Origin of the sequence: Candidatus Latescibacter sp. (genome assembly GCA_030692375.1) — a bacterium.
GTDB lineage: Bacteria > Latescibacterota > Latescibacteria > Latescibacterales > Latescibacteraceae > JAUYCD01.
The window spans coordinates 1-25891 of the sequence record JAUYCD010000001.1 but is presented as its reverse complement, the minus strand read 5'-3'; the positions used below and the strand labels follow the sequence as shown (position 1 = coordinate 25891).

The 25891-nt window shown below is 49.7% G+C and carries 21 protein-coding genes, 2 tRNA genes and 2 pseudogenes; 13 read left to right on the top strand and 12 right to left on the bottom strand.

Going from position 1 to position 25891, the window contains the following annotated elements; genetic code table 11:
* Positions 1 to 435 precede the first annotated feature (435 nt).
* From Q8O92_00125 to Q8O92_00085, 9 genes and pseudogenes are all read left to right on the top strand, one after another.
* Entirely contained in the window at positions 436 to 1434 is a 999-nt protein-coding gene (locus Q8O92_00125) for an ice-binding family protein (GenBank protein ID MDP2981719.1), read from the top strand.
* Between the two features lie 306 nt (positions 1435 to 1740).
* Entirely contained in the window at positions 1741 to 2220 is a 480-nt protein-coding gene (locus Q8O92_00120; protein ID MDP2981718.1) for a hypothetical protein, read from the top strand.
* A gap of 216 nt (positions 2221 to 2436) precedes the next feature.
* Positions 2437 to 2526: pseudogene (locus tag Q8O92_00115) on the top strand (lmo0937 family membrane protein).
* A gap of 14 nt (positions 2527 to 2540) precedes the next feature.
* Positions 2541 to 3104 carry a hypothetical protein gene (locus Q8O92_00110; protein ID MDP2981717.1) on the top strand — a complete coding sequence of 188 codons (564 nt, stop codon included), beginning with the start codon at positions 2541 to 2543 and terminating at the stop codon, positions 3102 to 3104.
* Between the two features lie 46 nt (positions 3105 to 3150).
* The gene (locus tag Q8O92_00105) at positions 3151 to 3333 is read left to right on the top strand and encodes a hypothetical protein (GenBank protein MDP2981716.1); all 183 of its coding nucleotides are present in this window, start codon (positions 3151 to 3153) and stop codon (positions 3331 to 3333) included.
* A gap of 195 nt (positions 3334 to 3528) precedes the next feature.
* A complete protein-coding gene (locus tag Q8O92_00100) occupies positions 3529 to 5316 on the top strand; it encodes an IPTL-CTERM sorting domain-containing protein (protein ID MDP2981715.1) in 1788 nt (595 codons plus the stop codon).
* 180 nt (positions 5317 to 5496) lie between these two features.
* The gene (locus Q8O92_00095) at positions 5497 to 6042 is read left to right on the top strand and encodes an archaeosortase/exosortase family protein (GenBank protein ID MDP2981714.1); all 546 of its coding nucleotides are present in this window, start codon (positions 5497 to 5499) and stop codon (positions 6040 to 6042) included.
* A 25-nt stretch (positions 6043 to 6067) separates the two neighbouring features.
* A complete protein-coding gene (locus Q8O92_00090; GenBank protein MDP2981713.1) occupies positions 6068 to 6694 on the top strand; it encodes a hypothetical protein in 627 nt (208 codons plus the stop codon).
* Positions 6695 to 6845: 151 nt separating this feature from the next.
* Positions 6846 to 6983, top strand: a pseudogene (locus Q8O92_00085) (hypothetical protein).
* 377 nt (positions 6984 to 7360) lie between these two features.
* Here Q8O92_00085 and Q8O92_00080 read toward each other — a convergent pair.
* The 4 genes from Q8O92_00080 to Q8O92_00065 form a co-directional block, all read right to left on the bottom strand.
* Positions 7361 to 8254 carry a prenyltransferase gene (locus tag Q8O92_00080; GenBank protein MDP2981712.1) on the bottom strand — a complete coding sequence of 298 codons (894 nt, stop codon included), beginning with the start codon at positions 8252 to 8254 and terminating at the stop codon, positions 7361 to 7363.
* Between the two features lie 286 nt (positions 8255 to 8540).
* Positions 8541 to 8795 (bottom strand): 30S ribosomal protein S20, encoded by a 255-nt coding sequence (gene rpsT / locus Q8O92_00075; GenBank protein MDP2981711.1) that lies wholly within the window; start codon positions 8793 to 8795, stop codon positions 8541 to 8543.
* Positions 8796 to 8970: 175 nt separating this feature from the next.
* Entirely contained in the window at positions 8971 to 9156 is a 186-nt protein-coding gene (locus Q8O92_00070; protein MDP2981710.1) for a hypothetical protein, read from the bottom strand.
* 7 nt (positions 9157 to 9163) lie between these two features.
* Positions 9164 to 10270, bottom strand: coding sequence for a Gfo/Idh/MocA family oxidoreductase (locus Q8O92_00065; protein ID MDP2981709.1), 1107 nt, complete (start codon positions 10268 to 10270; stop codon positions 9164 to 9166).
* Between the two features lie 572 nt (positions 10271 to 10842).
* Between Q8O92_00065 and ppdK the strand changes: the two genes are divergently transcribed.
* Together ppdK and Q8O92_00055 are read left to right on the top strand one after the other, a co-directional pair.
* Positions 10843 to 13578, top strand: coding sequence for a pyruvate, phosphate dikinase (gene ppdK / locus Q8O92_00060; GenBank protein ID MDP2981708.1), 2736 nt, complete (start codon positions 10843 to 10845; stop codon positions 13576 to 13578).
* 216 nt (positions 13579 to 13794) lie between these two features.
* Positions 13795 to 14064: a hypothetical protein gene (locus tag Q8O92_00055; GenBank protein ID MDP2981707.1), complete on the top strand. Its 270-nt coding sequence runs from the start codon at positions 13795 to 13797 to the stop codon at positions 14062 to 14064.
* Between the two features lie 211 nt (positions 14065 to 14275).
* On the opposite strand, the gene Q8O92_00050 is transcribed toward Q8O92_00055, so the two are convergent.
* The 5 genes from Q8O92_00050 to Q8O92_00030 form a co-directional block, all read right to left on the bottom strand.
* Positions 14276 to 15076, bottom strand: coding sequence for a hypothetical protein (locus Q8O92_00050; GenBank protein ID MDP2981706.1), 801 nt, complete (start codon positions 15074 to 15076; stop codon positions 14276 to 14278).
* A 215-nt stretch (positions 15077 to 15291) separates the two neighbouring features.
* A complete protein-coding gene (locus Q8O92_00045; GenBank protein MDP2981705.1) occupies positions 15292 to 15657 on the bottom strand; it encodes a DUF5615 family PIN-like protein in 366 nt (121 codons plus the stop codon).
* Positions 15654 to 15884 (bottom strand): DUF433 domain-containing protein, encoded by a 231-nt coding sequence (locus tag Q8O92_00040; protein MDP2981704.1) that lies wholly within the window; start codon positions 15882 to 15884, stop codon positions 15654 to 15656. The genes Q8O92_00045 and Q8O92_00040 overlap by 4 nt, the downstream gene beginning before the upstream one ends.
* Before the next feature lie 258 nt (positions 15885 to 16142).
* Entirely contained in the window at positions 16143 to 16367 is a 225-nt protein-coding gene (locus tag Q8O92_00035) for a helix-turn-helix transcriptional regulator (protein ID MDP2981703.1), read from the bottom strand.
* Positions 16364 to 16741, bottom strand: coding sequence for a hypothetical protein (locus Q8O92_00030; protein ID MDP2981702.1), 378 nt, complete (start codon positions 16739 to 16741; stop codon positions 16364 to 16366). Before Q8O92_00030 ends, Q8O92_00035 begins: the two co-directional genes overlap by 4 nt.
* Positions 16742 to 17264: 523 nt before the next feature.
* Between Q8O92_00030 and Q8O92_00025 the strand changes: the two genes are divergently transcribed.
* Both Q8O92_00025 and Q8O92_00020 read left to right on the top strand, forming a co-directional pair.
* Positions 17265 to 19049: a T9SS type A sorting domain-containing protein gene (locus Q8O92_00025; GenBank protein MDP2981701.1), complete on the top strand. Its 1785-nt coding sequence runs from the start codon at positions 17265 to 17267 to the stop codon at positions 19047 to 19049.
* A 154-nt stretch (positions 19050 to 19203) separates the two neighbouring features.
* Complete coding sequence (locus tag Q8O92_00020; protein ID MDP2981700.1) at positions 19204 to 23064, top strand: VCBS repeat-containing protein; 3861 nt, start codon at positions 19204 to 19206, stop codon at positions 23062 to 23064.
* Between the two features lie 138 nt (positions 23065 to 23202).
* Here the strand turns inward: Q8O92_00020 and Q8O92_00015 are convergent.
* The 3 genes from Q8O92_00015 to Q8O92_00005 all read right to left on the bottom strand — a co-directional run.
* A tRNA-Cys gene (locus Q8O92_00015) sits at positions 23203 to 23277 on the bottom strand.
* A gap of 36 nt (positions 23278 to 23313) precedes the next feature.
* A tRNA-Gly gene (locus Q8O92_00010) sits at positions 23314 to 23388 on the bottom strand.
* Between the two features lie 51 nt (positions 23389 to 23439).
* The coding region (locus Q8O92_00005) for an SEC-C metal-binding domain-containing protein (GenBank protein MDP2981699.1) at positions 23440 to 25891 on the bottom strand (2452 nt) is incomplete at its 5' end.

The window sequence follows — 25891 nt, the reverse complement described above, 5'->3', positions numbered from 1 at the left end:
AAGAAATTACAGATAGAGTGAACATATGTTACATCGAAAATAATTCAATTTTGAAGAAATTAAGGTAAATATTCTTCTATCATTTTATTATATAAGCACTTAAGATTAATGCGTAAAAATTTTGTGAATAATCCGGGTTAGTATTACCAAGGGCAGTATTTCTCCGAAAGACGAGTAATTCCTCACCCAAACGATGTAGCTCCTCTTTCATTTCATACTCCACACGATGTAGCTCCCTTTTCATCCCCTTGGCCGATTGACTCTATCTACACATTTTCCGTATTTATACTATCGGATGTGTCATGTCACACGAAACGCGTGGACATGGCGGTTATTAACCACAAGGAGGGTATTATGAAGACTTACACAACAAATCCAACACGTTTTTCAGGCAGATGCGCGCGTCTCCTCGGGGCGATGCTGACGGTTGCTTCGATGGCGGCGTCTGTTGCCATCGCTGCTGGCCCAGCGGCTGTAAACCTTGGATCTGGCGCCAATTTCGCGGTTCTGGCAAAAACGGGAATCTCAACCACTGGAACCACCTCAATTGTTGGAGATATTGGAGTTAGTCCAGCCGCCGCAACTTTCATAACCGGATTTGGGTTAATACTGGATGCTTCGAATACATTTTCAACATCATCTTTAGTGACCGGGAAAATCTATGCTGCCGACTATGCGTCTCCTACTCCAGCTTACATGACCACGGCTGTACTCGACATGCAAACCGCGTACACCGACGCCGCCGGACGAACGTTACCCACTGCTACTGAACTTGGCGCCGGAGATATTACTTCGATGACACTCGCTCCTGGTCTTTACAAGTGGGGTACCGGGGTCCTAGTATCTGCTGCTGGTGTTACCATCTCGGGCACCGCAAGCGATGTCTGGATCTTCCAGATAGCGCAAAATCTAACCGTGGCCAATGGAGCCATTGTTACTCTCAGCGGCGGCGCCCAGGCCAAGAACATCTTCTGGCAGGTCGCCGGCCAAGTTACTCTTGGAACGACAGCTGCCATGAAGGGAAATATATTGTGTCAGACGTTGATTGAGATGCAGACCGGTGCAACTTTGAACGGAAGAGCGCTGGCACAGACCGCGGTTACATTAGACGCCAATGCCGTTACGAAGCCTGCGGGGATACCGACTGCTGTCGAGAATGAATTGGCGCCTATAGAGTTCTCGCTCTCGCAGAACATCCCGAACCCCTTCAACCCCACCACCTCGATCAGCTTCACTCTGGCCAAAGCCGGAAAAGTGACGGTCGAGGTGTACAATATGGCCGGGCAGAAGATCAGCACCCTGGTGAACACCACCATGAACGCGGGTAATCATTCAGCAACCTGGAATGCCTCCAAGTTCTCTGCCGGTGTATACTTCTACACGGTCAAATCCGAGAATTACTCGAAAACCATGAAGATGACACTGCTCAAGTAATTGCCAAACAAAGTACCGCCGATGTCCTAAAGGGATTCCTAAGAAAGAGTCCCTTTAGGACAGGAAGGTGAATGAGCACAACGGGTGGGTACCGAGGGATTGGTGGTTCGCGGAGTGAGAGAAAGAAGCTATTATTGAGTTTTATCTTCTTCATTGTGGTGATGGGTACCGTCGTGTGACGTATATGCTGCTCGATGGTAACATAGTGGCGGTGAGTCCCAGCAGTGTTTACCGTGTGCTGAAAGAAAAGGGATTATTACAGAGGCGGAACAGGAAGCCATCATCAAAGGGGATATGGAGAGATAGATGAAAACAGTACCCGTAGCGTTCGTGTTGTTTGCCCTGGCGTTTGGAATGTCAGAGGCAAGAGGTGAAAACGGGCTGGGTGTTGGTGTAATCGTTGGGGAACCAACCGGCGTCAGCATCAAGAAATGGATTGGGGGGACGCGGGCCGTGGACGCCGCTGCCGCCTGGTCCTTCTCGGAAAACAAATCATTTCAATTCCATGCGGACTATCTGTATCACAACTTCTCCCTTCTGCGGTCGAAGGATTTCAATGGCCGACTCCCAGTTTACTATGGTGTGGGGGGCAGGATCAAGCTCAAGGATACAGGACAAAACGATGAAAATGCCTTGATCGGCATCCGCATACCCTTCGGGATCTCCTACCTGTTCGCTGACGCCCCGGTAGATCTCTTCGCAGAAGTTGTTCCCATTCTTGATGTGACGCCTGACACGGACCTCGATATCAATGCAGCAATCGGAGTAAGATTCTACTTCCGATAGCCAGGGTTGCCAACGCCCACCTTGGACACGTACGCAAGTAAGCCACGCACGCGCGGACACGGCTTACTTGCGCCGGTCAAGGTGGACGTTATACGGACAGCATCAGATATGGCGTTTACTAACCCAACGAACGTTTTAGCCTTATTCAACAAGAAAGTGGACCGGATAACTTCCTTGAGCTTATTTACCAAACCAAAATCGGAAAGGATATTTGCCATGCTTTTAACGATCTCAACTGTTCTGATCGTATTGTGGCTTCTGGGGCTGGTTACTTCCTACACTGTGAGCGGTTTCATTCACATTTTGAAAAGCGGTATACAATGAAAGCACTTATGAACGTTGTTATCGCAGTGGTACTCTGTGTTTCGATCACCCTCCTGATGGGGTGTGGACTCACTTACATGCTGGTAGGTGGTGCGATTGGCAAAGGATCTGGTGGAGTAGATAGTCAACCAATTTGGGGTCCGACTGGTTATGATCATGTTGAATATTACTACTTACCCGATATTGAAGTTTACTACAATGTTCCTCTGCATCGGTTTATTTATTTTGAAAGAGGACAGTGGATTACCAGATCATCTTTGCCTTCCCGTTATCGTGGTTATGACCTCTATAATTCTTATAAAGTAGTAGTGAATAAGCGGGAACCATATCGAAATCACCAAACGTATAAAGAAAAATATTCGTCGTATAGAGATCGTCATGATCAGCATCCAATCCGCTATAGCCGTGATTCAAAATATTTTGTAAACAAAAACCATCCCGAGCATAAAAATTGGGTAAAGCAACAAAAGCAGGATAAAGGAAAAGGCAATGATCAAAATACTAATCGAGACAAGAATACTAAACAGGATAACTCCGAGAAGAAAAAAGACAAAAAATGATTATGATAGACGGTGCTTTTCAACCATGTTTTAAACTGGAGATTTGATGATGAAAGATATCAATCCCAAAAAAATGCTTGACATTTCGGATTTTATAGCTGAAATTAAACGCATCGTTGCGGAAAGCACAATACTATCAGACAGTCAATCCCTTTATTATGGGAAGGTGTCCATCTATTTTGAGGACGGGAAGTTTAACCACATTGAAAAATTCGAGACGATAAAATGAGATAGCCTAAGAGCATCTTCGGGAGTTATGGCAGGGTTCTCCCTTATAAAAATCCCGCGTGACAAATATCAGTATTGGAGTCAACCAGGCTGGGATTAATTTCTCAGCCTTTTTTATTATATCATCGGAGGTGAAACATGAAGAAAATCATCATATACCATTCACTATCAAGTAACAATAAACAAGGAGGGAATCATGATTAAAAAATGGGTGATCGTGTTCGTGATGGCCGCAATGGCGGCGATGCTGGTCTGGGCGGGGAACGGGTTTGCCCTAACAACCACATGGACTGGTGGAACTGATACGGATTGGGCAACAGCAGGTAACTGGGGTGCTGGCGTTCCTGGAGCTGGAGATACTGCAATCATACCATTTGTAGCAAGTCTTCCTACAGTTCCCGCTGGGGGTGGCACATGTTTAAACCTTCAGATTAATACAACCGGCGGCGTTGTTACTATAACACTTGCCGGTAACTTAACAATTCCAAACGGCGGCTCCATCACTGTAACTGCCGGCGGTAATGCTTCAAACATCACGGGCGGTGGAAGTCTCGTACAAGGCGGCACAGACATTATCACAAACAACTCAACGGGACTCTTTACAATCAGTTGTTTTCAGATCACTAACACTGGTGCAAGCCTCACCACATTCGCTGGTACAGGTAATACCACAGTCACAGCGGCTATTATTGAAGGTTCAGGGACACCAATCACAAAAAGCGGAGCCGGAACGCTTGCCTTAAACGGTGCTAATACTTTCATTGGCGCACTTACCATTAACACCGGTACAGTAGAACTTGGTCATATCTCTGCTTTTGGGTCCGGCGCTGGTGGTATAACCATGACGGGCGGGATTCTCAAAGTTACAGTGGCAGGGGGTATCAATGCAGGTAACTGGACTCCTCTTGTTAACCTTACCGGCAACGCGGCAATAGAATTCGCTGCTGCAGGCACAACTATCGACACTGCCATTTCTGTGGGTAACGGCTTTGTTCTGACAATTCAGGGCAACTCGGCCGCTACGTTTACGGGCGGTATCATAGGGGCCGGCGGTGTGACAATCAACATGGCCGCCAACCAAGTCATCGCTATCACTTCAGCTGCATGGGCCTACACCGGTGATACGACCCTCCAGAGCGGCTTTATCACAACCAATGCGGCTGGTTTGCTTACCAGCAGCGGTACATATTTATTAAGCAACAACGCAAACGCCAAAATAACCACCGCCGGTGTTCTTGAAAACATCGGCTCCCTCTCAGGCGGCGGAGCTGCGGGTGGTAATATAGTTTTGGGCGGCGCAATGACAATAAATCAAACAACAAACACCACATACTCGGGCATTATCAGCGGCTCTGGCGTACTCAGAAAGATAGGCGCCGGGACCCTCAAGCTTGCCGGCGTCAACACTTACATTGGCGCAACGAACGTCGACGCAGGCATACTCCTCGTCAACGCAAGTCAGAGCGTTGCGGGTGCGTTCACAATCAGCAACGCCAACACAACGCTCGGCGGTACCGGCAACCTCGGCAATAACGCGGTCACCATCGCTGTCGGCGCCATAGTGAAGCCCGGCGACGGCGGCGTGGGAACGCTCACCACGACGGGTCCATTCACGTTCCAGGCTGGATCAAAGCTCATCGTCGATATTGTTAATGCCACAAAAGACTTACTGGCGGTCAATACACTTAATGTCGCCGCAACCAGCATCATCCAACTCGAGCCGGGGTACATTTGGGCGTCTGGGAGTGACCCATACCAGGTAGTTACCGCTACAACCTATGACTCATCTGGAGGAAATGTATTCACCACAAGTAGTTTTCCGGCGTTCTGGTCAATAACTTCTACGACCAATTCGGACATAAAAATAAACGGCGGGGCCCCCGGCATCCCGACCCTCACTGAATGGGGTCTCATCCTGTTCGCACTATTCATCGCGGCGTTCGCGATATGGAGCATAAGAAGAAAGAACTACAAAGCCGCCTGATAGTGAGTAATGGGATAACGTTATTCATGCAGTGATCTCATAATAAAAACGGCCCGGGTCTTGATAATCCGGGCCGCTTGAGTAGGCAGTCGTTTCTGAACTTATTGCGCGGGTTATGGTTATGCAGTATCTTATCCCCTTTCATAAGAATCTCGACCACATCTCCGGGTACTCTTCCTGATGAAAAAAAAGCTGAGGGCCATGAAGCGCTTTGCCCTGGCGAACAGCCGCGAGCTGCGATTTATTTTCCTGTTCGTTCTCATTTTTGTGGTTGCTCAATCAATGTATTATTTCAGCAATTCTATCGGTATTCCCGACAAACTTCAGCACGCGAATGCTGTCGTCAGCGCCTCTCTCATCAATTCCTTCTCGCCCGGTGAAAAAATGACCGCAGCGGGCAGGAGCCTGAAATCGGGAGGAGGATCTGTCGAGATCGGCTGGGGCTGCGAAGGTATCGAGGGAATCTTTATCATCATCGCCGCCCTGATCGCGTATTCCATGGGTCTCAGGAAAAAACTGCTCGGCATGCTCATCGGTACTGTTTTCATGTACTGCCTGAATATCGGGCGCATCATCATAATCGTTTATACAATGAGACACAAACCCGCGATGTTCGATATTATGCACATATACATAGGGCAAACCTTCATCATCTTTTTCGGAGTTCTCTTTTTCGTTGCGTGGATCCATTTTTTCTCGTCGCCGCAAACCCCTCGCAATGAATGAAACGTTGCCATGAAAGCTCATATACGTGAGCAGCATAAAAAAATATCTACTCTTCCTCGCGCTCATGATCCCGGTAAACGTCGTGGTTACCGCCTTCTTCTATGGTATTGCGCCTTCGATCGTCAAAACATCTCTCCCGACGGTCACGACAATCATTCAGCGATCCTATCCTGAAATCGAACTCGCCAATATCGAGTACAAAGAATCCGGCGGCAGCCGGATTATCGTATATAGAATGAAGATCACCAAGTGGATCAAGGGAATCGATATACCTCTCATCGATTATCTCACCAGCAATCTCTCCATCAGTTCACAGTTCGTGACCGCCATTATCTTCTATACGCTTTTGTTCTCCTGGCCGTTTATATCCATGCGGAGGCGGCTCATAGCCGCTATTATTTTTATCCCCTTCGTCATGCTTTTCATCTTCATGGACATATCCTTTTCGGCTATCACCTCGATCGAGCTCGAATGCCAGAGAAAACTGCCCGGTGTTGTCATCCAGAAGTCAATGCAGAGAAATACAATGATATTCCTCGGGCACTTCTTCAACAACGGCGGCCGCCAGTTCCTCGGTGTGCTCATGTTCCTCCTCCCGGTTGTTCCGTTTCATCGCTCCTCCGCGGAAAAAGGACGACGGCTCCGACGGTAGCAACATCACCTGAACGTGGGGTAGCGGGGAAAAGTTCAAGAATTGCGGCATGAAAACATAACATCATAAAAAACTTATCCGTAACGAATATTGTATATTTACTGGATTACCTTAATATTTCTTCCCACTCTCGCAGAACTTTCCAAATCCATTCAATCCGTCCACAACGATTCAATACAGTCTTGAGAAGGCGGGTATGGTTTCCCTAAAGGTCTACAACATAGCTGGTCAGGAAGTTGCCACGTTCGTGAACGGCAGCATGAACGCCGGAACACATTCGATTGTCTAGGATGCCTCCTGGCATTCTGCCGGTGTATACTTCTACACTGTCAAGTCCGGAGATTTTTCCAAGACCATGAAGATGACCCTGCTCAAGTAACAAACCTGTTCCAGTGCAATGAAAATATAGGGATAGCGCAGTAAAAAACGATTGACAAAAATTATTTATTGGGCGGTTTCAACTCCCAAGTGCAACACGGTAGGTGAAATTGATGGTGAGTTGGCTTATAACAGTATTTGCGCCAACGAATCATCTCCTTACTCAAGGAGAGTAGGATGGGAATGTTTTATAGCCAATTCACCGAAGGAGAACATAATCAAATTTATGCATTGTTGCAAGAGGATATTCCTTCTTTTTTTCAAGCTGATTTTTAGCGGCTGCAGATTTTACCCGATGATAAAACCAATCGCCATGAGCAGGTCGGTTCCCAGCACAATGATCACATTGAGACCCTGCGCGGGAATGAGGCTGGGAGTGTCGCTGTGGTATCGAAGCGCGCGGTATGATGTTATCAGCGCCAGTGGAAGGGTAAGCAGGCCGAGCAGCACACCGGTTGGATTTTTTCCGGCCAGCACGCCCGCAACGAGCAGAACATACATTGCAAGGAGCGATGCGGCATAAAGAATTGCGGCCCGGCGCTTGCCCAGGACAATGACCAGGTGCCTTCGTCCTCCCGCACTGTCGGCCTCTGCGTCGGGGAATTCGTTGAGAAAGAGGAGAAGCGCAGTCAGTATCCCAGGCGGGATTGAAGCCCAGATGATTCCGGGAGTAAGCGTTCCGGTTTGGACATAGTACGCGCCTGCCACCACCATCGAGCCAAGGGTAATGCCGCTGGCAATTTCTCCAAGCATCCATCGGGCGAGGTAATCGCTGTAAAAGACCATAGTAAGGCCCCCGGCCGCCATGAAAACGAGAATCATCCATCCGGCGCTCCAGGCGAGGCCGAGGCCGATAATGAACGCAAACAGGAGTGTTATCCAGGCGGCTGTGATCACCTGCCGGGGTTTTAAAAGTTCTTCCTGCAGGGTGCCAGAACCACCGCTGAACGGTGTTTTCAGGGTGTGAAAGTCGATTCCGGTGCGCCAGTCGGAGTATTCGTTGAAAAGATTCACGCTTGTATGGGCGGAAACAACCCCGATAACAGTGAGGAGAAACAGGACGACATGGAAACTGCCGTCACGCCACCCGGCTGCCCCCCCTATCGCGACAAGGAGCACGGAAAGTATCAGGAAATTGGCTCGGGTTTGCCTGAGCCAGATTTGAATATTTCGGGAAGTCATTTGCATACCCTCAGTACATGTTTTGAGTGTTTAGATCCTGAAACGAGTTCAGGATGACACGTGTCATGCCGAACTTGTTGCCGCTTTGCGGGAACGATGAAACCGTTGCCGCTTCGCGGGAACGATGAAACCGTTTCGGCATCTATTTTGAAAAGAAACGCTATAAAATATGGAATCATGTCAAAAATCAGGTCAATCATGGAATCATGTGAATCATGTTTCAGACTTTCATTTCATAAAAAAGGGTGCCCGTAGACACCCCTTTGCATAATTTTAAAAAGGGAAATTACTTGAGACCGGCCACAAATTTGCTGAGCCGTGACTTTTTTCTGGCGGCAGTTTCTTTTTTTATAATCCCCTTATGTGCGGTAGAATCGATCAAAGATACCGCGTCCCTCAGCGCCTTTTCGCCATCCTCCTTGGACTGGGCGGCGTGCACCTTTTTTACAATGGTGTTGAGGCGGGATTTAGCTGCGCGGTTTCTCAACTGCAATTTCTCGTTTTGAAGCAAGGTCTTTTTAAATTGAATATGATGGGGCACAAGGACTCTCCTTCTATAAGAAAAAATATTTTGTTCATTTTTATATCTGATAAATATACTGATTTATTCCGTAGTTGTCAATGAACAAATTCGACATACTTGTAATCTTTCAGAAATTTGTGTTGATCAGGTCGAAGTTCTCCATCGGCTTTCCGCCTCCAACTCCCAGAATTTTTTAACTTCGTTGAGGTTCCGCGAAAAAGAGTGTGCCGATATACGCCCGTTTTGGAATAATTGTCGCCGCTGTGCTTGCTTTCCAATATGCCAGTTGTTCTTCCGGCGTCACAGTCTTCAATTTTTTGTAGAGAACTTCTGCACCACGTCTTTTCATCTCTACGCGATCAAAATCCTTCGTTTTCATCGATTACTTATCCCTTTTTTAAATAAGGCCGCAGCACGTAATTTCTTATCGAATCCGACCAGGGAAGGGAATCCTTCCCTTTCAGGGAATCGAGTTTCACCGCTTTCCCGGTCATTCGGGAGACATTGGTTGCCACCAGAGCACGGTGCTGTTCGAGGATGGCCTCGTATGGGCGCGGCGGTTTGCGGTTCACATAGAAATCGTTCAGGGTCAGAAACATCGGCTCGAATATATTCGGAGCGTTGAGCTTTTCCCCTACCACAAACTGTTTGCTTTCATTGTAGGCATACACTGTAAGATGGTAACTGCCGGGAGCGCCGCCGATCTGGTTGATACCGATAACCGGAGGCTGGCCGTCTTTTGGCTTGTAAGCAAGAAGGCTGACCGCCGAACCATAGGGACGTTTGGGATCCACAAACTTGTCTCCCTCCACTTTGAAATCGCCCAGCTCCAGTACAAAATCTCCGCTGAAATAGGCGGTATCAATGCCGCCGCCCAGGGCCGCGTGGGCGAAGTTGATGACATGCGGGAACATCCAGTTGAAAAACGGCTCCGGGCAGTAGCACTCATAAGCGCGGAGGGGGCCTTTTTCCCTTGCGAAGCGGGCTATTTCAGGGAGCTCCGGCTGGTATTCGAGGGATGATCCCTGCATGAGCGGGGCATTGTGTTCTTTCGCCAGGCGGATTACTTCCTCGGCGTCGGCGATGCTCGCGGTAAACGGGCGGTTGATGAACACCGGCTTTCCCGCTTCGAGGGCTGGACGCGCCAGGCTGCAGACCTTACGGATATCGGCATGCTCGATATGGACGACATCCGACTGCCTGACCAGGTCGACCGGGTCTTTGAGAGCTATCTCGAAGCCCATCCGCTGCTGCATCTGCTCTGCTACCCCCGGCACATCGTCCCAGACCGCATAGGGTTTGCACTTAATGATATCCTTCAATTTGGCGGGAGGATTTTTAAACCGCGCAGCAAATCCGTGCGACCCCAATCCAAGCTGCCCTATTTTGATCAGTTTCATGTCCTGGGCGAACGCCGGGGCTTTTCGTGAGGCGATGATCGCTGCAATACCGCCGACAGCGGCTTCCTGTAGGAACGAACGACGGGTGTGCATGGAATACTCCTCGGAAATAGATGAAAACATTCTCTTTGTATGGGTAAGTAATTTATAGACATGAATAAAAAATAGAAAGAGAAAAGAGTGAAAACATGTGGCACGGAAATGAATTATGCTATAATAGACCGTTTGAACTGGCCAACAATCGCAGATGGCGAGATGGCCGGGAAACCAATCTTCCCTTTACAACCTCAATTATATTTTGTATATTTTTCGCCTGTGTTTCTTACCCATGATTATTCATAAACTTACATAACAATTATCACAACTTATTTTAAACAAATACTTATAGCATCACTTGGAAGGCAGCCCCCTAAATCCCCCGAAGGGGGACTTTCACTGGATAAGGATAAAACACGTCGGTTTTTTATAAATTAAAATCACCTATTTCTATGTTGTCTTGCAGTTTTTTAAGTCCCCCTTTGGGGGATTTAAGGGGCTGTAGAAAAGTCATAGAAAAATAAATCCACTTTTATGAATTATCCGGGTTACATAGGCATTCATTCGTGACAAGCGCAATTCCCGATTCATTGATTTTTTCCCCTTATTCATATCATTAAGGAGGCGCAATGCCAAAAAAATATGTGTACTCGTTCGGCGGAGGCTCTGCGGAAGGCAATGAATCTATGAAGGAACTGCTTGGCGGAAAAGGCGCCAATCTCGCCGAGATGGCGGGACACCCCGACCTGAAACTGCCGGTGCCCCCCGGATTCACCCTTACCACAGAAGCATGCACTTATTATTACCAGAACGGCAAGAAATACCCCGCAGGATTCAAGGAGGAGACTGAAAAAGCTCTCAAAAAGGTCGAGAAACTTATGGGGAAAATATTCGGCGATCCCCGTGATCCGCTCCTTCTTTCTGTGCGTTCGGGCGCACGGCGCTCCATGCCGGGTATGATGGAAACCGTCCTCAACATCGGCCTGACAGCAAAGACAATTCCGGGAATCATCAAACTGACCCGAAACGAGCGGTTCGTATATGACGCCTACCGCCGCCTTATCATGATGTATTCGGACGTGGTTATGGAAAAAGCGGCAGGGATCGAGCCGGAATCGGAAGAGAAGGGTATTCGCCGTCAGCTCGAACACATCATGTCCGATATGAAGAAACGTAAGGGTGTGAAGAACGATACCGACCTTGACGCCGCCGATCTCAAGGAGCTCTGCGCCCAGTTCAAGAAGAGAGTCAAGGATGTGCTCGGCAAGACGTTTCCCGACGATCCCGAGAAACAGCTCTGGGGCGGGATCGGCGCCGTGTTCTTCTCCTGGAACGGGAAGCGCGCCGTATCCTACCGCCGTATCGAAAACATCCCCGATGACTGGGGCACCGCAGTGAACGTACAGGCGATGGTGTTCGGGAACATGGGCGAGGATTCCGCCACCGGCGTGGCGTTCACACGCGATCCCGGGAACGGCGGCAAGAAATTTTACGGCGAATACCTGGTGAACGCCCAGGGAGAGGACGTGGTGGCAGGAATCCGTACTCCCGCTCCCATCAACAAACCCTCGACGAGCGAGCACAACAAGGACCTCATTACCCTCGAAAAACGCTTTCCCAAGCTCTACAAGGAACTCGACGATTACCAGAAGCGGCTCGAAAAGCACTACCGCGACATGCAGGACATCGAGTTCACCATCGAGAAGGGCGTCCTCTACATGCTCCAGTGCCGTATCGGGAAGCGGAACGGTCCGGCGGCGGTGAAAATGGCCATCGACATGCACCGCGAGAAGCTCATCACCCGTGAAGAAGCGGTCATGCGGGTCACCCCGGCCCAAATTGGTGAACTCATGCTTCCCATTCTTGATCCAAAAGATGAAATGAGGGTCAAGCCATTAGCGAAAGGTCTTCCTGCGGGTCCTGGCGGTGCTGTCGGCATGATAGTGTTCACCGCAGAAGATGCAGTCGAGTGGGCGAACAAAAGAAAAAAAGTCATCCTCGTCCGCGAGGAGACCAATCCAGAGGATGTGGAGGGCATGCGTGCGGCCCAGGCGATTCTCACCGCCCGCGGTGGCATGACATCGCACGCGGCGCTTGTTGCCCGCGGCTGGGGGAAATGCTGCATCGTCGGCTGTGCAGCGATCCACATCGACTACGCTAAGAAGATTTTGCACATCGGCGACGCCTCCTTCAAGGAAGGCGATTGGTTAAGTTTAAATGGCACTAAAGGAAATGTATATGCAAATAGTCTTGGCCTCGTCGAACCAAGTGAGGAAACATACAAGCTTATGGAATCTTTCCTAAAGCTCGCTGATCCCTTCCGTAAGTTAAAGATCCGCACAAACGCCGACACCCCCGAGGACGCCGCGCGCGCCCGCTCATTCGGCGCCGAGGGAATCGGCCTTTTCCGCACCGAACACATGTTCTACGGCAAGCATTCAGAAAAGCCTCTCTTCATCCTCCGCAAGATGATCATCTCCAAGACAGAAGCGGAGCGTCGCGCGGCTCTCAAAGAGCTTTTCCCGTTCGTCAAGACCGATGTGAAGAACACCCTCGAAGCCATGAAGGGGCTTCCGGTCACCATCCGTCTTCTCGACCCGCCGCTCCATGAGTTCGTCCCTCGCGACGAAAAACAGCAGGCAGAGCTCGCCAAAAGCCTCGGCATCACCACCACCGAGTTCGCCGATCGCGCCGAAGCCCTTCACGAGTCGAACCCCATGATGGGACACCGCGGCGTACGCCTCGGTATCACCTACCCCGAAGTCACCGAGATGCAGGTCCGGGCGATCTTCGAGGCCGCCGCCGAGCTCCTTGTCGCCGGCGAGAAGGTCGAGCCTGAGATCATGATCCCCGTAGTAAGTGCGGTCAAAGAGCTCGATAACCAGTTCGCCATCTGCCGCAGGGTCTACGAGGAGGTGCTCGCCAAGTACAAGCTCAAGAAGATCACTCACCTGGTCGGCACCATGATCGAGATCCCGCGCGCCTGCCTTATCGCTGACACCATCGCCGAGGCCGCCCAGTTCTTCTCCTTCGGAACGAACGACCTAACCCAGATGACCTTCGGGTTCTCGCGCGACGACATAGGCGGATTCCTCCCATATTACCTTGATAAAAAGATTCTCCCCGCAGACCCGTTCCAGACCATCGACCGTAACGGAGTCGGAGAGCTTGTGGAGATCGGCATCAAGCGGGGGCGTAAGACCAATCCCAAGCTGAAGGTCGGCATCTGCGGCGAGCACGGCGGCGACCCGGCCTCAGTGGAGTTCTGCCACTCGGTCGGTATGGACTATGTGTCCTGCTCGCCGTTCCGGGTTCCCATCGCGCGGCTCGCGGCAGCCCAGGCCGTGGTGAAGGAGAAGAAGTAAAAAATGATCCCCCCGTCGCCTTCGGCGACACCCCCCTTATCGAAGGGGGGAAAAGAAGAAAACCCATGCAGAATAGCCCTCCGGAAACGGGGGGCTTTCGCTTCGGTTAGTGCTTGACTGTGAATGGAAGGTTGTTGATTGTCTCACATACCGAAAAAGGCAAAATCATCCGCATCATCAGCGCTCGCAAAGCCTCCACGCACGAAAGAAAGCGCCATGAAGAAGAAACAGGAAGAACATACTGACGATATGCGACCCGAATACGACTTCGACTACTCGAAAGCTGTTCGCGGAAAATACAGCGGTCGTTTATTGAAAGAGGGGTCTAATATCGTCGTCCTCGAACCGGATGTGGCGAAGGCCTTTCATGATTCCGCCGCGGTGAACGAGGCGTTACGCAAAATCATCGATCTAACGCGGATTACTCGAAAAACGGCTGCACATCGAGCCCCAGGAAAATTACGACATCAACGGATCACTGAATAATACGGTGACTCCCAAGAGACTTAACTTAATCACCTGATTCAGGCCTCATTGCGGCCTATGCCGCGATGTTGTTGAAAACTTAAAAGCCCTTCGGAAACGGAGGGCTTTTTCTTAAAAACGGGCAGAGGGAAAATGAAGATATTTATGATGATGGTTAGTTTGATTGTCTGACTAATGACCAAGCTCAGCCGCGCTTGTGCTGGTACCTCATTCACTTATGATGACGCCTGGCCCAAGCGTCGGCTGCAGTGGCTGGTTTAGTGTTCTTGATTTCTGGCACATTTGCCACACTGCAAATGGCTTTCTTTATTGTATCAAGGCTGGCCTTGTGAAATTGCCTATATTGCCTGTGATATCGCCAACCTGTTGGGTAAGTCAAGAAGATGGGAACGTATCTGTCAATGCCTTTAATCTGGCTCTGAATCAGTTCCCCTTGCATGAGTTGACCTACATAACGTTCAATCTGATCTTTTGACACAAGATTGAATATCCCTTTATTGAACGTGACCACTGCCTCCACAGATGTCTCTTTAATTGTCTTCCTAAATTCATAAATTGCTTCCGATTCAATGAATTGGTTGAAATAATTCTTTCCAAATATTCTTCTGATATCTTCTGGAAAATCGGTTGGAAAAGCGTAGTAACAGTAGAAGATTAGGTCGAATGGTCCTCGGTATTTTGCTTCGAGACAAATGCCTGCAAGTTCCTTCGGATTAAGATTTTCTTCTGCGATAGATAGCCAACCACCATCTCTCATTGCAGACCAGAAAAGGCTCTCCCGCCCTTTGGTATTCGGCGAAAGGAACATGCCTTGATGAACTGAGTGTGGATGAGGGTTTGAGAACAGAAGCATGACACGTGGTCTATTTGTGGAGGTGGTAGGGATCAGTCTCTCTGTGGCAAAAGTGACACTTCTATCTACATCGTTGAACTTTATTAGATCTGGATATCTCAGATATTTGTCCAGTACTTGAATTGCACGTTTCTTAATGCTTTCATAATCGTTGCTCAATGGATAAGTTCTCTGGAAATTTATGATAGACAATTGAGCCCTGCCCCACCACCGGAACCGATCCGTCTGCGCATTTGTATTTTTGATTGTTTGTCGTTAGAGCCGTTCATGGAATCCTCCCGTGAAAAAATCTCGTCACCGCGAATTTGAAAGGGCATCATACGGCCAAACCATGGTTTCATTTTCAACACCTCGGAGGTTTTCGCGATCAAATTTCATTTGAATGGCAGAATCCGTATCCGTGATCTGTTTTCGTCTACCGTGATCAGTACTCCGCTCTCAAGCACCGATTGATAGGACTGCACTATCTGCACCAGTCTAGACCCCATACTCTGCGGCAAAATATCCTGAGCGCGAACCTGTATCACACTCGGCCCTTGTGCACGAGTCGTAGCCAAAATAGTCCCAAAATCAAGGTCATGAGTGAACAAGATATAGCCATTGGCGCGTGCCCATTCTATGATATCCTTATCCGGCGCGCGAAGATCACCCACCGTTGACCAATGCAGGGATTGCCATCCCTGCTGCTGGAATACTTCAACCCAGTCTGGAGAAAGATTCATATCAATCAGAAGTTTCATGGTTTGACCAGAGGCAGTTCGATTTCTTCTGTTCGCCAGGCCGCGTAAGTGAGGGCCTCACGAATATCTTCCTCTTCGAGATAGGGATAGGCTTTAAGAATATCCGCAGTGGAATATCCGGCGGCCACCAATCCGACAATCGTTCCGACAGTGACACGCAATCCACGAATACAAGGTTTGCCCCCCATCACGTTCGGGTCAAAGGTAATGCGAGTCAGGTTTTGCATAGTTCATTCTCCTTATGGGTCACTTTTCTATCTGAACATAACATATAAAAGGTATACAACTAAATGTACTCAAACGGGAAACCTTTAATCCGAACGTCGAAGTTTCTTGTGTATCGGAAACCACAGGTTCCCGGAACTATACAGTCTGTTCGCCACAGTTTTCTATGTTCTCCGTATATATCATATACACTAAAATTGGTCAAAAAGTCAAGCACGAAGTTCCCCGACCGATTCTTATACCCGGTATATCATTCAAGGTTATACCTTCTCTATATCGGTTGTATTATCCTCATCATCGAAGATGTAAATCTCATCGAGGGATGATTTTAGAGCCCTGGCAATCCGGTGAGCCAGCTTCAACGATGGATTGTATTTCCCCTGCTCGATGAAAGATATGGTCTCCCTACGGACGCCGAGCATTTCAGCGAGCTGCGCCTGGGTGAGGTCGTGACGGGCGCGGAATTCCTTTATGCGCGTTTTCATTCCGCCTTGCCCCGTTTCAGGAGATAGAGTCGGATAAAAATGTACGAGAGTGACATGAAGAGCATCATGGTCAGCAATAATCCGTCAATGCTCAACGGCAAGGGGTAGAAATAATTGATAATACTGAGGGCGAAGATAAAAAACAGGGAGGCGATGAATGAATAATTTCCACTCAAAGCGTCAACCCGTTTCACCATTTCATCAAGAATGAGGGTGCCGCCTCTGGTAGCAAAGTATATAGCGATAAACGCCCCGCCGATTGAAAACAGAGTGATGGGAATGATTTTCGGGCCAACGTGAAGCCCTATCATTACACCCCCCGAAATAATGCAGATGATTCCGATTGCAAGGAGAACAGTCATTCTCTTCCGCATTGCTTCCGCTCCTTTCATGAGGATACTACGTTTCGGAGAATATCTGACAGATGTGTATTCTCAATTCTTTGTGTTAGATATAAGTAATTCAATGTTATATATACATAACATATAGTGCGTTGAAACGCATGTCAAGAGGAATTTAAAGTGAATCATAATTTTTTCCGAGAGAACAAATCCTCCAAATAATTAAAAAAGCGGATGAGCATTTTGTCCCTTCCGCGGTCCCTTTATTAAGTTATTGTTCCTATGGTTAAACAGTTAAATTGTACGACGTCATGCCGAACTTGTTTCGGCAACTATTTACAACAATGCAATCTTATAATTAATCACCGGAGCAATAAAAAACTTATTGATTGACAAGACAAAATAATGTTATATATTTTTATTCAAGAAGAATTGAAATATGCTACAATCTTTGAGATACTGCCCCATCAATGCCTTATTACCCCTGCCTGTACCTTTGCTGAACAAACAGGATAACCTGAAAGAGTAAAACCCATTTTCTGATTGGAGTAAGCAAATGAAAAAAGCATTCTTCTTCGCGGTTGCCTTCATGGTAACGATTTCAACTCTTTTCGCAGCGCCATTTCAACCGACATTGCTCCGGTTGTCCGCTCCCGGCAAGATCAGATACAGTTTCGACGGCAAATCATTATCCATCCCCATAACGGTGAGCGGAGTTCCCGCAGCCATGTATTTCCTTGTATATACGAAAGACAAAGCCAAGTCGATAAACAAAGTTCAGAATGGATTTCTCGGATGGCATTATATGAACAAAATAGATACCTGTATGTATGTATCTCCATTGACCTCTCTCGCTGTAGGGAAAAACGAATTCATCTGGAACGGAAAAGGTAAAGGCGGCGCAGTGGTTCCCGCCGATACTTATACATACTATATCTGGGCTTATGATAATATTCATACAGGCGATCGTATATCGAGTAATCCCTTTGTGGATTTCAGATATTCAGGGAACATGGGGATGATCCAGGAAATGGGACAGAATGGGAAACCTCTGACGAATCCGGTTTTCTACAGCGGGTTTATAGCAAGATCCGGAGGGGGAGAGAATGTCTACAAATGGGTCATCGGAAGTGATACTTCCGATGATTCCCTCATCGAGAGCACCTACTTTATTCCCCAGGGAACCTGGAACTTTGCCGGCGGCGTGATGGCTCTCCAGCCCGACAACCATAGCAATTTCTTTTGGGAGTATGGGAATCAAAGTTCCAGAACCCAGTTTGTCGAAAAGAGATCATGGGTTCCAAACGGCCAATCTCAGATAATAACTACCTGGGGCGAGAATGGACAGTTTTCATTCGGCGCCTATGAAGAATCAGAACCAGGTGTGCTTTCGGACGGAGGCGATTATCTCTTCACCGGTGACGGCAACCGGAAGCTCATCCAGACCCCGGATGCAGATTTTTATGTCCTGGACGTTTCTGACGGTTCTATGGTGAGACATGTCGATCTTACTCGCTGGTGGAGTTCACCTGATGACTTCCAAAAAGGCGGCCAGATGAACGGAGGCCCGGATTGCGGATTTACATTCAGAAACGGTTATGTTTTTATGGGCGGCGGCGACTCCTGCATCAAACAAATGGTGAATCCGTACGCTGAGAAAGATGATGACTTCTATCTATGGACAAACGGGAACGGCGATGGAACTTTTGACTTGAACGCGAATACGAACGCAACAAGACCCTGGGTATGCCGTGATTTGAATGTTGGCCCGTATGTATTCAACTGGACAACCGATGCGAATCTTTTCAGCATGGGTTCGGCGTACGATATGGGAGCGGTCACCTGGGGTCTTCTGGCTCCGGATGGAACCGGCCTCGGTTATATTGCGGTTGCCGGAGAGAGTGCTGGATGGAAATGGGGAGCTCTCTATGTAGACAGCGGTTCCGCCTTTGACGGTATCTACAAGGATATCAGCAACAACATCAGGACAGCCGGTGTACATTATCTGGTGTTTTTAGGCCATGATTCCATAAAAGGAGAGATCGGCCTTGATGTCTCGGTAAGCGAGGCTGCTCCCGAACCGTTTTCAGTAGAACAGAATACTCCCAATCCATTTAATCCTTCCACTACAATCAATTTTACATTAAACAAACCATCGCAAACCGTAATTGATATCTTTAATGTGGCGGGGCAGAAAGTGGACACTATCATGAATGCATATTTAAGTCAGGGAGCGCATTCCGTTACATGGAATGCATCACTTTTTTCAGCGGGAGTCTATTTCTATTCAGTTAAAGCCGGGGACAATATAAAAACCATGAAGATGATCATTGCGAAGTAGGATGTCCGGTTTTCATTTTAAAAACTGAAAAGAGTTCAATGCGGCTCGGTTACTGCGTCATGAGTCATGCGAACTTGTTTCGGCATCTACAAACAGTATAAACAAATAATTGCAACTTTGCACTACCGTTTTTTTTCCAGAGGGGAAGTTTATCATGAAACTCCTGCGCCTGATTTTTCCATCTATCTTATTCGCCGCATTGGCTTTACCGGTTTTCCAGTCTCCGGCATGTGCATATACAACCAACAACGAATTCATCAAGAATGCTTTCCCGGCGAAAGTCAGCGCGACTGTCTTCACCCTGCCGCTCTCCGCTCAGGAAACGATGGTTGTGTATCCCGCCGCCGCTGAACCACGGGTGAACGACATGCAGGCGCTCCTCAAAAGCAAATGCGGGAGCGATATCCCTTTCCGGAAAGCTGATGACCTTCAAGAGAGCGACCTCACCCGCAACCTGATAGTCATCGGGAACATTTCCAACAACAAGTGGGCGCTTGCCCTGTACAAAAAACGGTATGCGTTCGCCGACGCCTTTTTCCCCGGAAAAGGCGGAGTGGTGATTACCCCGGCGCAATCAATCTGGAATAAAGGGCGCAATGTGCTGGTTATCGGGGTGAGCAGCGACGCCGACATTGAGGCCGGATTCCGGGAGTTCGTCGGGCTTTTGGCCGAGAATGCTCAGTCCGCGCCGCCGCTCCGTCATCTCAAGACCACGCTCTCTTTCCCGCGGGCGCCGGAAAGTGTTGCCTTCAACCTTGAAAATGCGCTTAAAAATGCCAGATCCGCCATGATGCCTTACGCCACCATCGCCAACTGGGGACTCTCTTATCATCTGACCGGCGACAAAAAGTGGGCGGAACATTTCATGACCGGCATGCGCGCCTGCTATGACCGGTCGGAAAAAAACGGCTGGTGGGTCACCGAGCCCTGGACAAACCTCTATTTCTGTCTCTGGAAAATGGTATATGCCTGGGAGCTTATCGATGACGATCCGCTGTTCACCCTTGAGGACCGCAAGCTCGTTGATGAGGTGTTGTGGGGATATGCCCGCTTCTGCAACTGGCTTCCCAATCTCGATGAAAATATGTCGCCGCCCGATGAGCCTCGTCAGAACCATACCACTTTCCTCGCGCTGAGCCTTTTCTTTTCCCACCGGTATTTCACCCAGAAATACGGCATTACCGGGCTCGATTCCATGGCGGATAAATATTACCTGGCGTTCGAACACGGCGAAGCTGCCTCCTACCGTCCCAATGACGACGCCGGGGGGTATCTGAATTATTCCCCGCTTCACCTCCTTATCTACCAGATGGCCCAGAACGATCTGTCCTTCCTGGAAAGTGGAAAACTCAAAGGCCTGGCCGATATCATTCTGACCGCCCTGGACAACCGGAACGACCCGGTCGGTTTCGGCGATGTCGGCGGGTACTCTCACCGTGCGCAGGGGAGCAGCCGCGGCATAGAAAACACATTCTTCAGCATGGCGGCCTGGTACTACAAAGACAAGCATTACCAGTGGCTCTACAACTGGAACAACTCGTCGAGCGGGCAGGCCGGAAGACCGGGCGACCTCGGATTCTCACTGGAGAGCATGTACTCCGGCGCCTATACGGTGAACATGCCGGAGGAGGAGCCGAAGGAATTCTATGGGGTCCACCCCGTGTTCCTGGACAAAGGCGCCCTGCGCTGGAGCGCTCTGCGGTCTTTTGACAACAGCTACATCCCCCGCGAAAACGGAAGGTATATCGATAAGCTGGCTTTCCGTCCCAGTTTGAATCCCCAGGATGAGTACCTTCTCCTGGACGGGACATCCACCTTTTCCCACGGGCATATCGATGGCAACACGGTTCCCCGCCTAACATGGAAGAACCATCTGTGGATTCATGAATCGGATTACATAAAAAACACCCCCCGGTATCACAATGGGGTTGTGGTTACCCGCGACGGCGTCCAGGAAGAGCCTGCCCCTCTCACCGTGCTGGATTATGCCGCCGATTTCCGTAATACCGGATTTTCCCAGAGCACCATTGAGGATTTCAACGGCGCAGCCTGGGCGCGTACCATTGCCTGGAAGAAAGGGAAATACTTCCTCTTCCTCGACACGGTTAAAGCCAGGACTTCTGGTGATTATCGGCTGGAATGCCGCTGGAGATGCCCCGGAGATGTCACCCTGGCAGGGAATGAGTACCGCGTCCGTCAGGGCGACCTGTCACTGTTCATCCGGAGCGCGGATGACGCATCCCGGAGCATCACACATGAATCCGACTACTCGGTGAACGCCGGAAATTATCCTCCGGGCGGCGGTCGTCACGGGATCTGTTATGCCCACAAGGACCTCCCCCTGCAAACGAGTGGGAAATATACCTTTGCCAATCTTCTCTCGGTCGAGGGCAGCGCTGCCGCTGACAAAAAAGAACTCTACCGGGCAGGAGAGGGAGCGTATGTAATCCGTGAAGGCGCCTCTGTCGAGATAATCGGAATCGATCCTGCTTTCCTCGCCGGGAAAATCGCCACCGATGCTCAGCTTTACACCCTTGATTCGACCGGCCTTACCCTGGTGAATGTGACAGGTTTGAAATACGGCGACATCTCGTTTGAATCTCCGGCGCCTGTGCACCTGACCCTTGACTTCCAGAAATTAACCGGCAGACTGATCGTTCCCGAGCAGGCCGGCGGGGTATTCAAACTCCGCAGCCTGAGCGTCTCCGCCGCCCGAACCGGAGAAAGCGGTGAAGGTACAATAACCCTTTCGCCGGGCGCTTATACGGTGACCATGACCGGAGTTATTCCGGATCTGCGGACGCTGGTACGGCAGCTTGCATCTTCCGGGCTTCGTGTGAATCCCGCGCCCCAGCCGCAACCTTTGGCCGATTTCGGGTTCCAGGGGATGAAGAAAATAGCGGCCGCCGACTCAATTATCTCGTTCTGCCAGGATGGACAGGATGTGCTGTACAGCGATGGAAAAGGGAATATCTCCCGGGTCCGGGGCGGTGAAATCACGCTCCTCTGCCAGATTCCAAATGCACGGCCTGTACCCGTACTGAACGCAGCAGACATCAACGGTGATGGGAGAAATGAGATTCTTGCCGGGGACGACAACGAATCACTGTTCTGTTTCGATGCTGAGGGGAAAGCCCTCTGGAACAGGAAGCTGACCGGGTTCAACGGCAGAGGTAATGTCACCTACATTTCAGTCGCCGATATTGATAACAGCGGTAAACAAACCATTCTCGTCGCCACTACCGGCTGGAAAATGTGCGCCTTGAATCCTGCGGACGGCTCCACCCGGTTCGAAAGCTTTGTGTTCTATCATCCCGACACGATGGTCAAATTCCTCAGGAATGATTCCGGAGAATCCTATATCGCAGTGGGAACCCGGTACGAAACCCCGCTGAATGTCATCTCGCCCAGGGATGGCAAAAACCTCTGGTACACCTGGGAGGAGATGGGAAGTGAATTCATTTCCAGAACCGATTACTGCGGCATATATCTCACCGATATGATTTTTCTCGATGTGGACAGGGACGGTAAGAAAGAGATAATCTTCGGGACGAAATCCAACAAGATGTTTGCCCTTACGGCGAATAAGGGAGTTACCCGCTGGGCGGCCAATGTGGGCGATGAGGTCACCGCAATCCGTGATATCGTTGACTTCGCTTCCGGCGAGCCGATGATCCTCGTTGCCACCGAGGCCGGAGATCTGTTCAAGTACGACCGTACCGGGAAACGGCTGCTCTCCATGAGTGTCGGGAGCGCAATCTCCGACATGAAAATCATTCCCGTCAAAGAACACGGGAGGAATGACATCGTGCTTACAACCCGTGACGGGCGGCTTTTTGTCGCCGATGATTCGCTCCTTATCCGCGCTTCCGGAAACCTGGGCGGCGCTCCCCTTCTTGGTATCACCCTGGGAGGGAAATCAGAAAAAGAAGAGATTCTTTATGCGGTAGGCGAAAAAGGGATTTCCATGGTGTCGTACCACCCCTTCTTCCTGAAAAAATCGAGACAATACTGAGAAAATGATTCGGCAAAAAGTATTTTTGTATAACATATTGTAAATTATAGAAATAACTCTTGACAACATGCAAGTAAATACATATAAATTAAAAAAAAGGGATTACCGGCCGATTACCAGTAACCCCTTACTTTTTTCTGGAGGCGCCATCCGGATTTGAACCGGAGAATAAAGGTTTTGCAGACCTCTGCCTTACCACTTGGCTATGGCGCCTGTCGATACAGCCGCCGGACATCCGTGTAAAAAACATGGAGCGGGAAACGAGACTTGAACTCGCGACATCCACCTTGGCAAGGTGGCGCTCTACCACTGAGCTATTCCCGCTCGACATTGAAAAAAATATACAGGAAACCGGTAGTGAACACAAGAAAAAAATCAGCGCCCGCAGCAAACTTTGTATTTCTTCCCCGAGCCGCAGGGACAGGGTTCGTTTCTCCCAACCTTCGGAATGGCGTTCCGTACCGTTTTCTGTTTCACCGCAACCTGTCCTCCCGGTCCGCTCTCCACCGTTTGGGCGCCGTAGGCGGCGGCGCTGTCATGACGGGCGGTAATCGCCGACATGGGTGACATGGCCGCCATTCTGGACCTTGCCAGCCGCTCTTCATGTTCGAACTGCACTTTTGAAATAGCCCGGAAAAGAGTTTTCAGGGTGTTGATGCTGATTGCATTCAGGGTGGTATCGAAGAGGAGATATCCCTCGCGCTTATATTCGATGAGCGGGTCACGCTGCCCGTATCCGCGGAGTCCGATACCTTCCTTGAGTTGGTCCATCTCATAGAGATGTTCTTTCCAGAGGTTGTCAATGGTGGTGAGGAGGATAATCCGTTCGTTCCAGGCCAGACTCTCCGGATCGATCAGTGCAGCTTTCTGCATGTAGGATTTTTTCGCTGTTTCCACCAGAAAGTTGGTTAATCCTTCCTGGGTAAGGATCAACTCCTGGTCCTCCGTGAGCGTGAACCGGGTGAAGAATACAGAAGTAAACTTAATCAAAAGCCCTTCCATATCCCAATCCAACGGTTTCCCCGATTGATCGGAAAATTCTGCTACAATATTTTCCGCCACGGAGTCGATCATCTCAATAAGCCGGTCACGGACATTGGTTGTTTTCAAAGCGGCATTCCGCAGTTCGTAGATGATCTCCCGCTGGGCATTCATCACATTGTCGTATTCCAGAAGGTGTTTTCGGATGGAGAAGTTCTGCGCTTCCACCCGCTTCTGCGCGCGGTCGATGGCTTTTGTCACCATGGAATGCGTAATGACTTCACCTTCCTCAACTCCGAGCTTGCCCATGATTCCGGCGATACGGTCGGAGCCGAAAAGCCGCATGAGGTCATCCTCTAGCGAGAGGAAGAACATGGTCGATCCAGGGTCTCCCTGACGGCCAGATCTTCCGCGGAGCTGACGGTCAATGCGCCGTGCCTCGTGACGCTCGGTTCCGACAATCTGAAGACCGCCCGGAACATCCGGATCATCCATGGCGCGCACTTCGGGATCAAGCTTGATGTCCGTTCCGCGTCCGGCCATGTTGGTGGCGATGGTTACCGTTCCTTTCTTTCCGGCCAGGGAGACAATTTCGGCTTCGCGTTGGTGGTATTTGGCGTTGAGCACGTTGTGCATGATGCCGGTCCGCTTGAGCATCCGGGACAGGGTTTCGGAGACATCAACCGAAACAGTCCCTACCAGAACCGGCCTGCCCATGTTGTAAAGGCGTGTAATCTCCTGAATGATAGCGTTGTATTTCTCACGGCGGGTGCGGTAAATCTGATCCTCATTGTCAACCCTGATGCATGGCTTGTTGGTGGGAACGACCATCACATCGAGCTTGTAAATTTCCCAGAATTCCGGGGCTTCGGTTTCAGCGGTTCCGGTCATGCCTGCAAGTTTATCATACATGCGGAAATAGTTCTGCAGGGTGATAGTGGCGAGGGTTTGTGTTTCCTGCTCGATATGGACATTTTCCTTGGCTTCCAGCGCCTGATGAAGGCCGTCGGAATAGCGCCTCCCGGTCATCAGACGGCCGGTGAATTCATCCACAATCATAACCTTGCCGTCCTGCACCACGTACTGCTGGTCTTTTTCAAAGAGCGTATAGGCCCGGAGGAGCTGGTTGGCGTTATGGATTTTTTCGGTTTTGAGCGCGAATTCGGCGGTAAGCTGTTCCTGTTTGATAATCTTTTCTTCCGCCGACAGCGTTTCATCTACCTCAATCTCGCTGATCTCTTCATTCAGGTCCGGAATGACAAATACATCGCGTTCTTCCTGATGCATACCGTTCAGCGCTTTATCGGTGAAGTTGATGGTATGATTCTTCTCATCAACGACAAAGAGGAGCTCCTCGTCGATTTCCGGCATGCGCTTGTCCCGCAGATAATCGTTTTCCACACCCATGATGAGCTTCTTCATCTCGGGCCGATCGGCGATAAGTTTCATAAGGCGCTTGTTTTTCGGAGTTCCGCGCTGAGCCTGCAGGAGCAGGGTGCCGGCTTCGTATTCATTACCAGTGTCGAGGAGTTTTTCCGCATCCGCAATCTTGGTGTTAACGAGGCGCATCTGCTGGCCCACAAGGCCAGACACAAGCGGTTTCATTTCTTCGTACTTATGGGTGGATGTGCCGCCGACAGGGCCGCTGATGATGAGCGGAGTTCTCGCTTCGTCGATGAGGACCGAATCCACCTCGTCCACAAGTGCATAATAGAATTCACGCTGGACTACATCCTCCGGCCTGATGGCCATGTTGTCGCGGAGATAATCGAAACCGAATTCGTTATTGGTTCCATAGGTGATGTCGCAGTTATAGGCTGCCTTGTGCTCCTCGGTGGAGGTATCG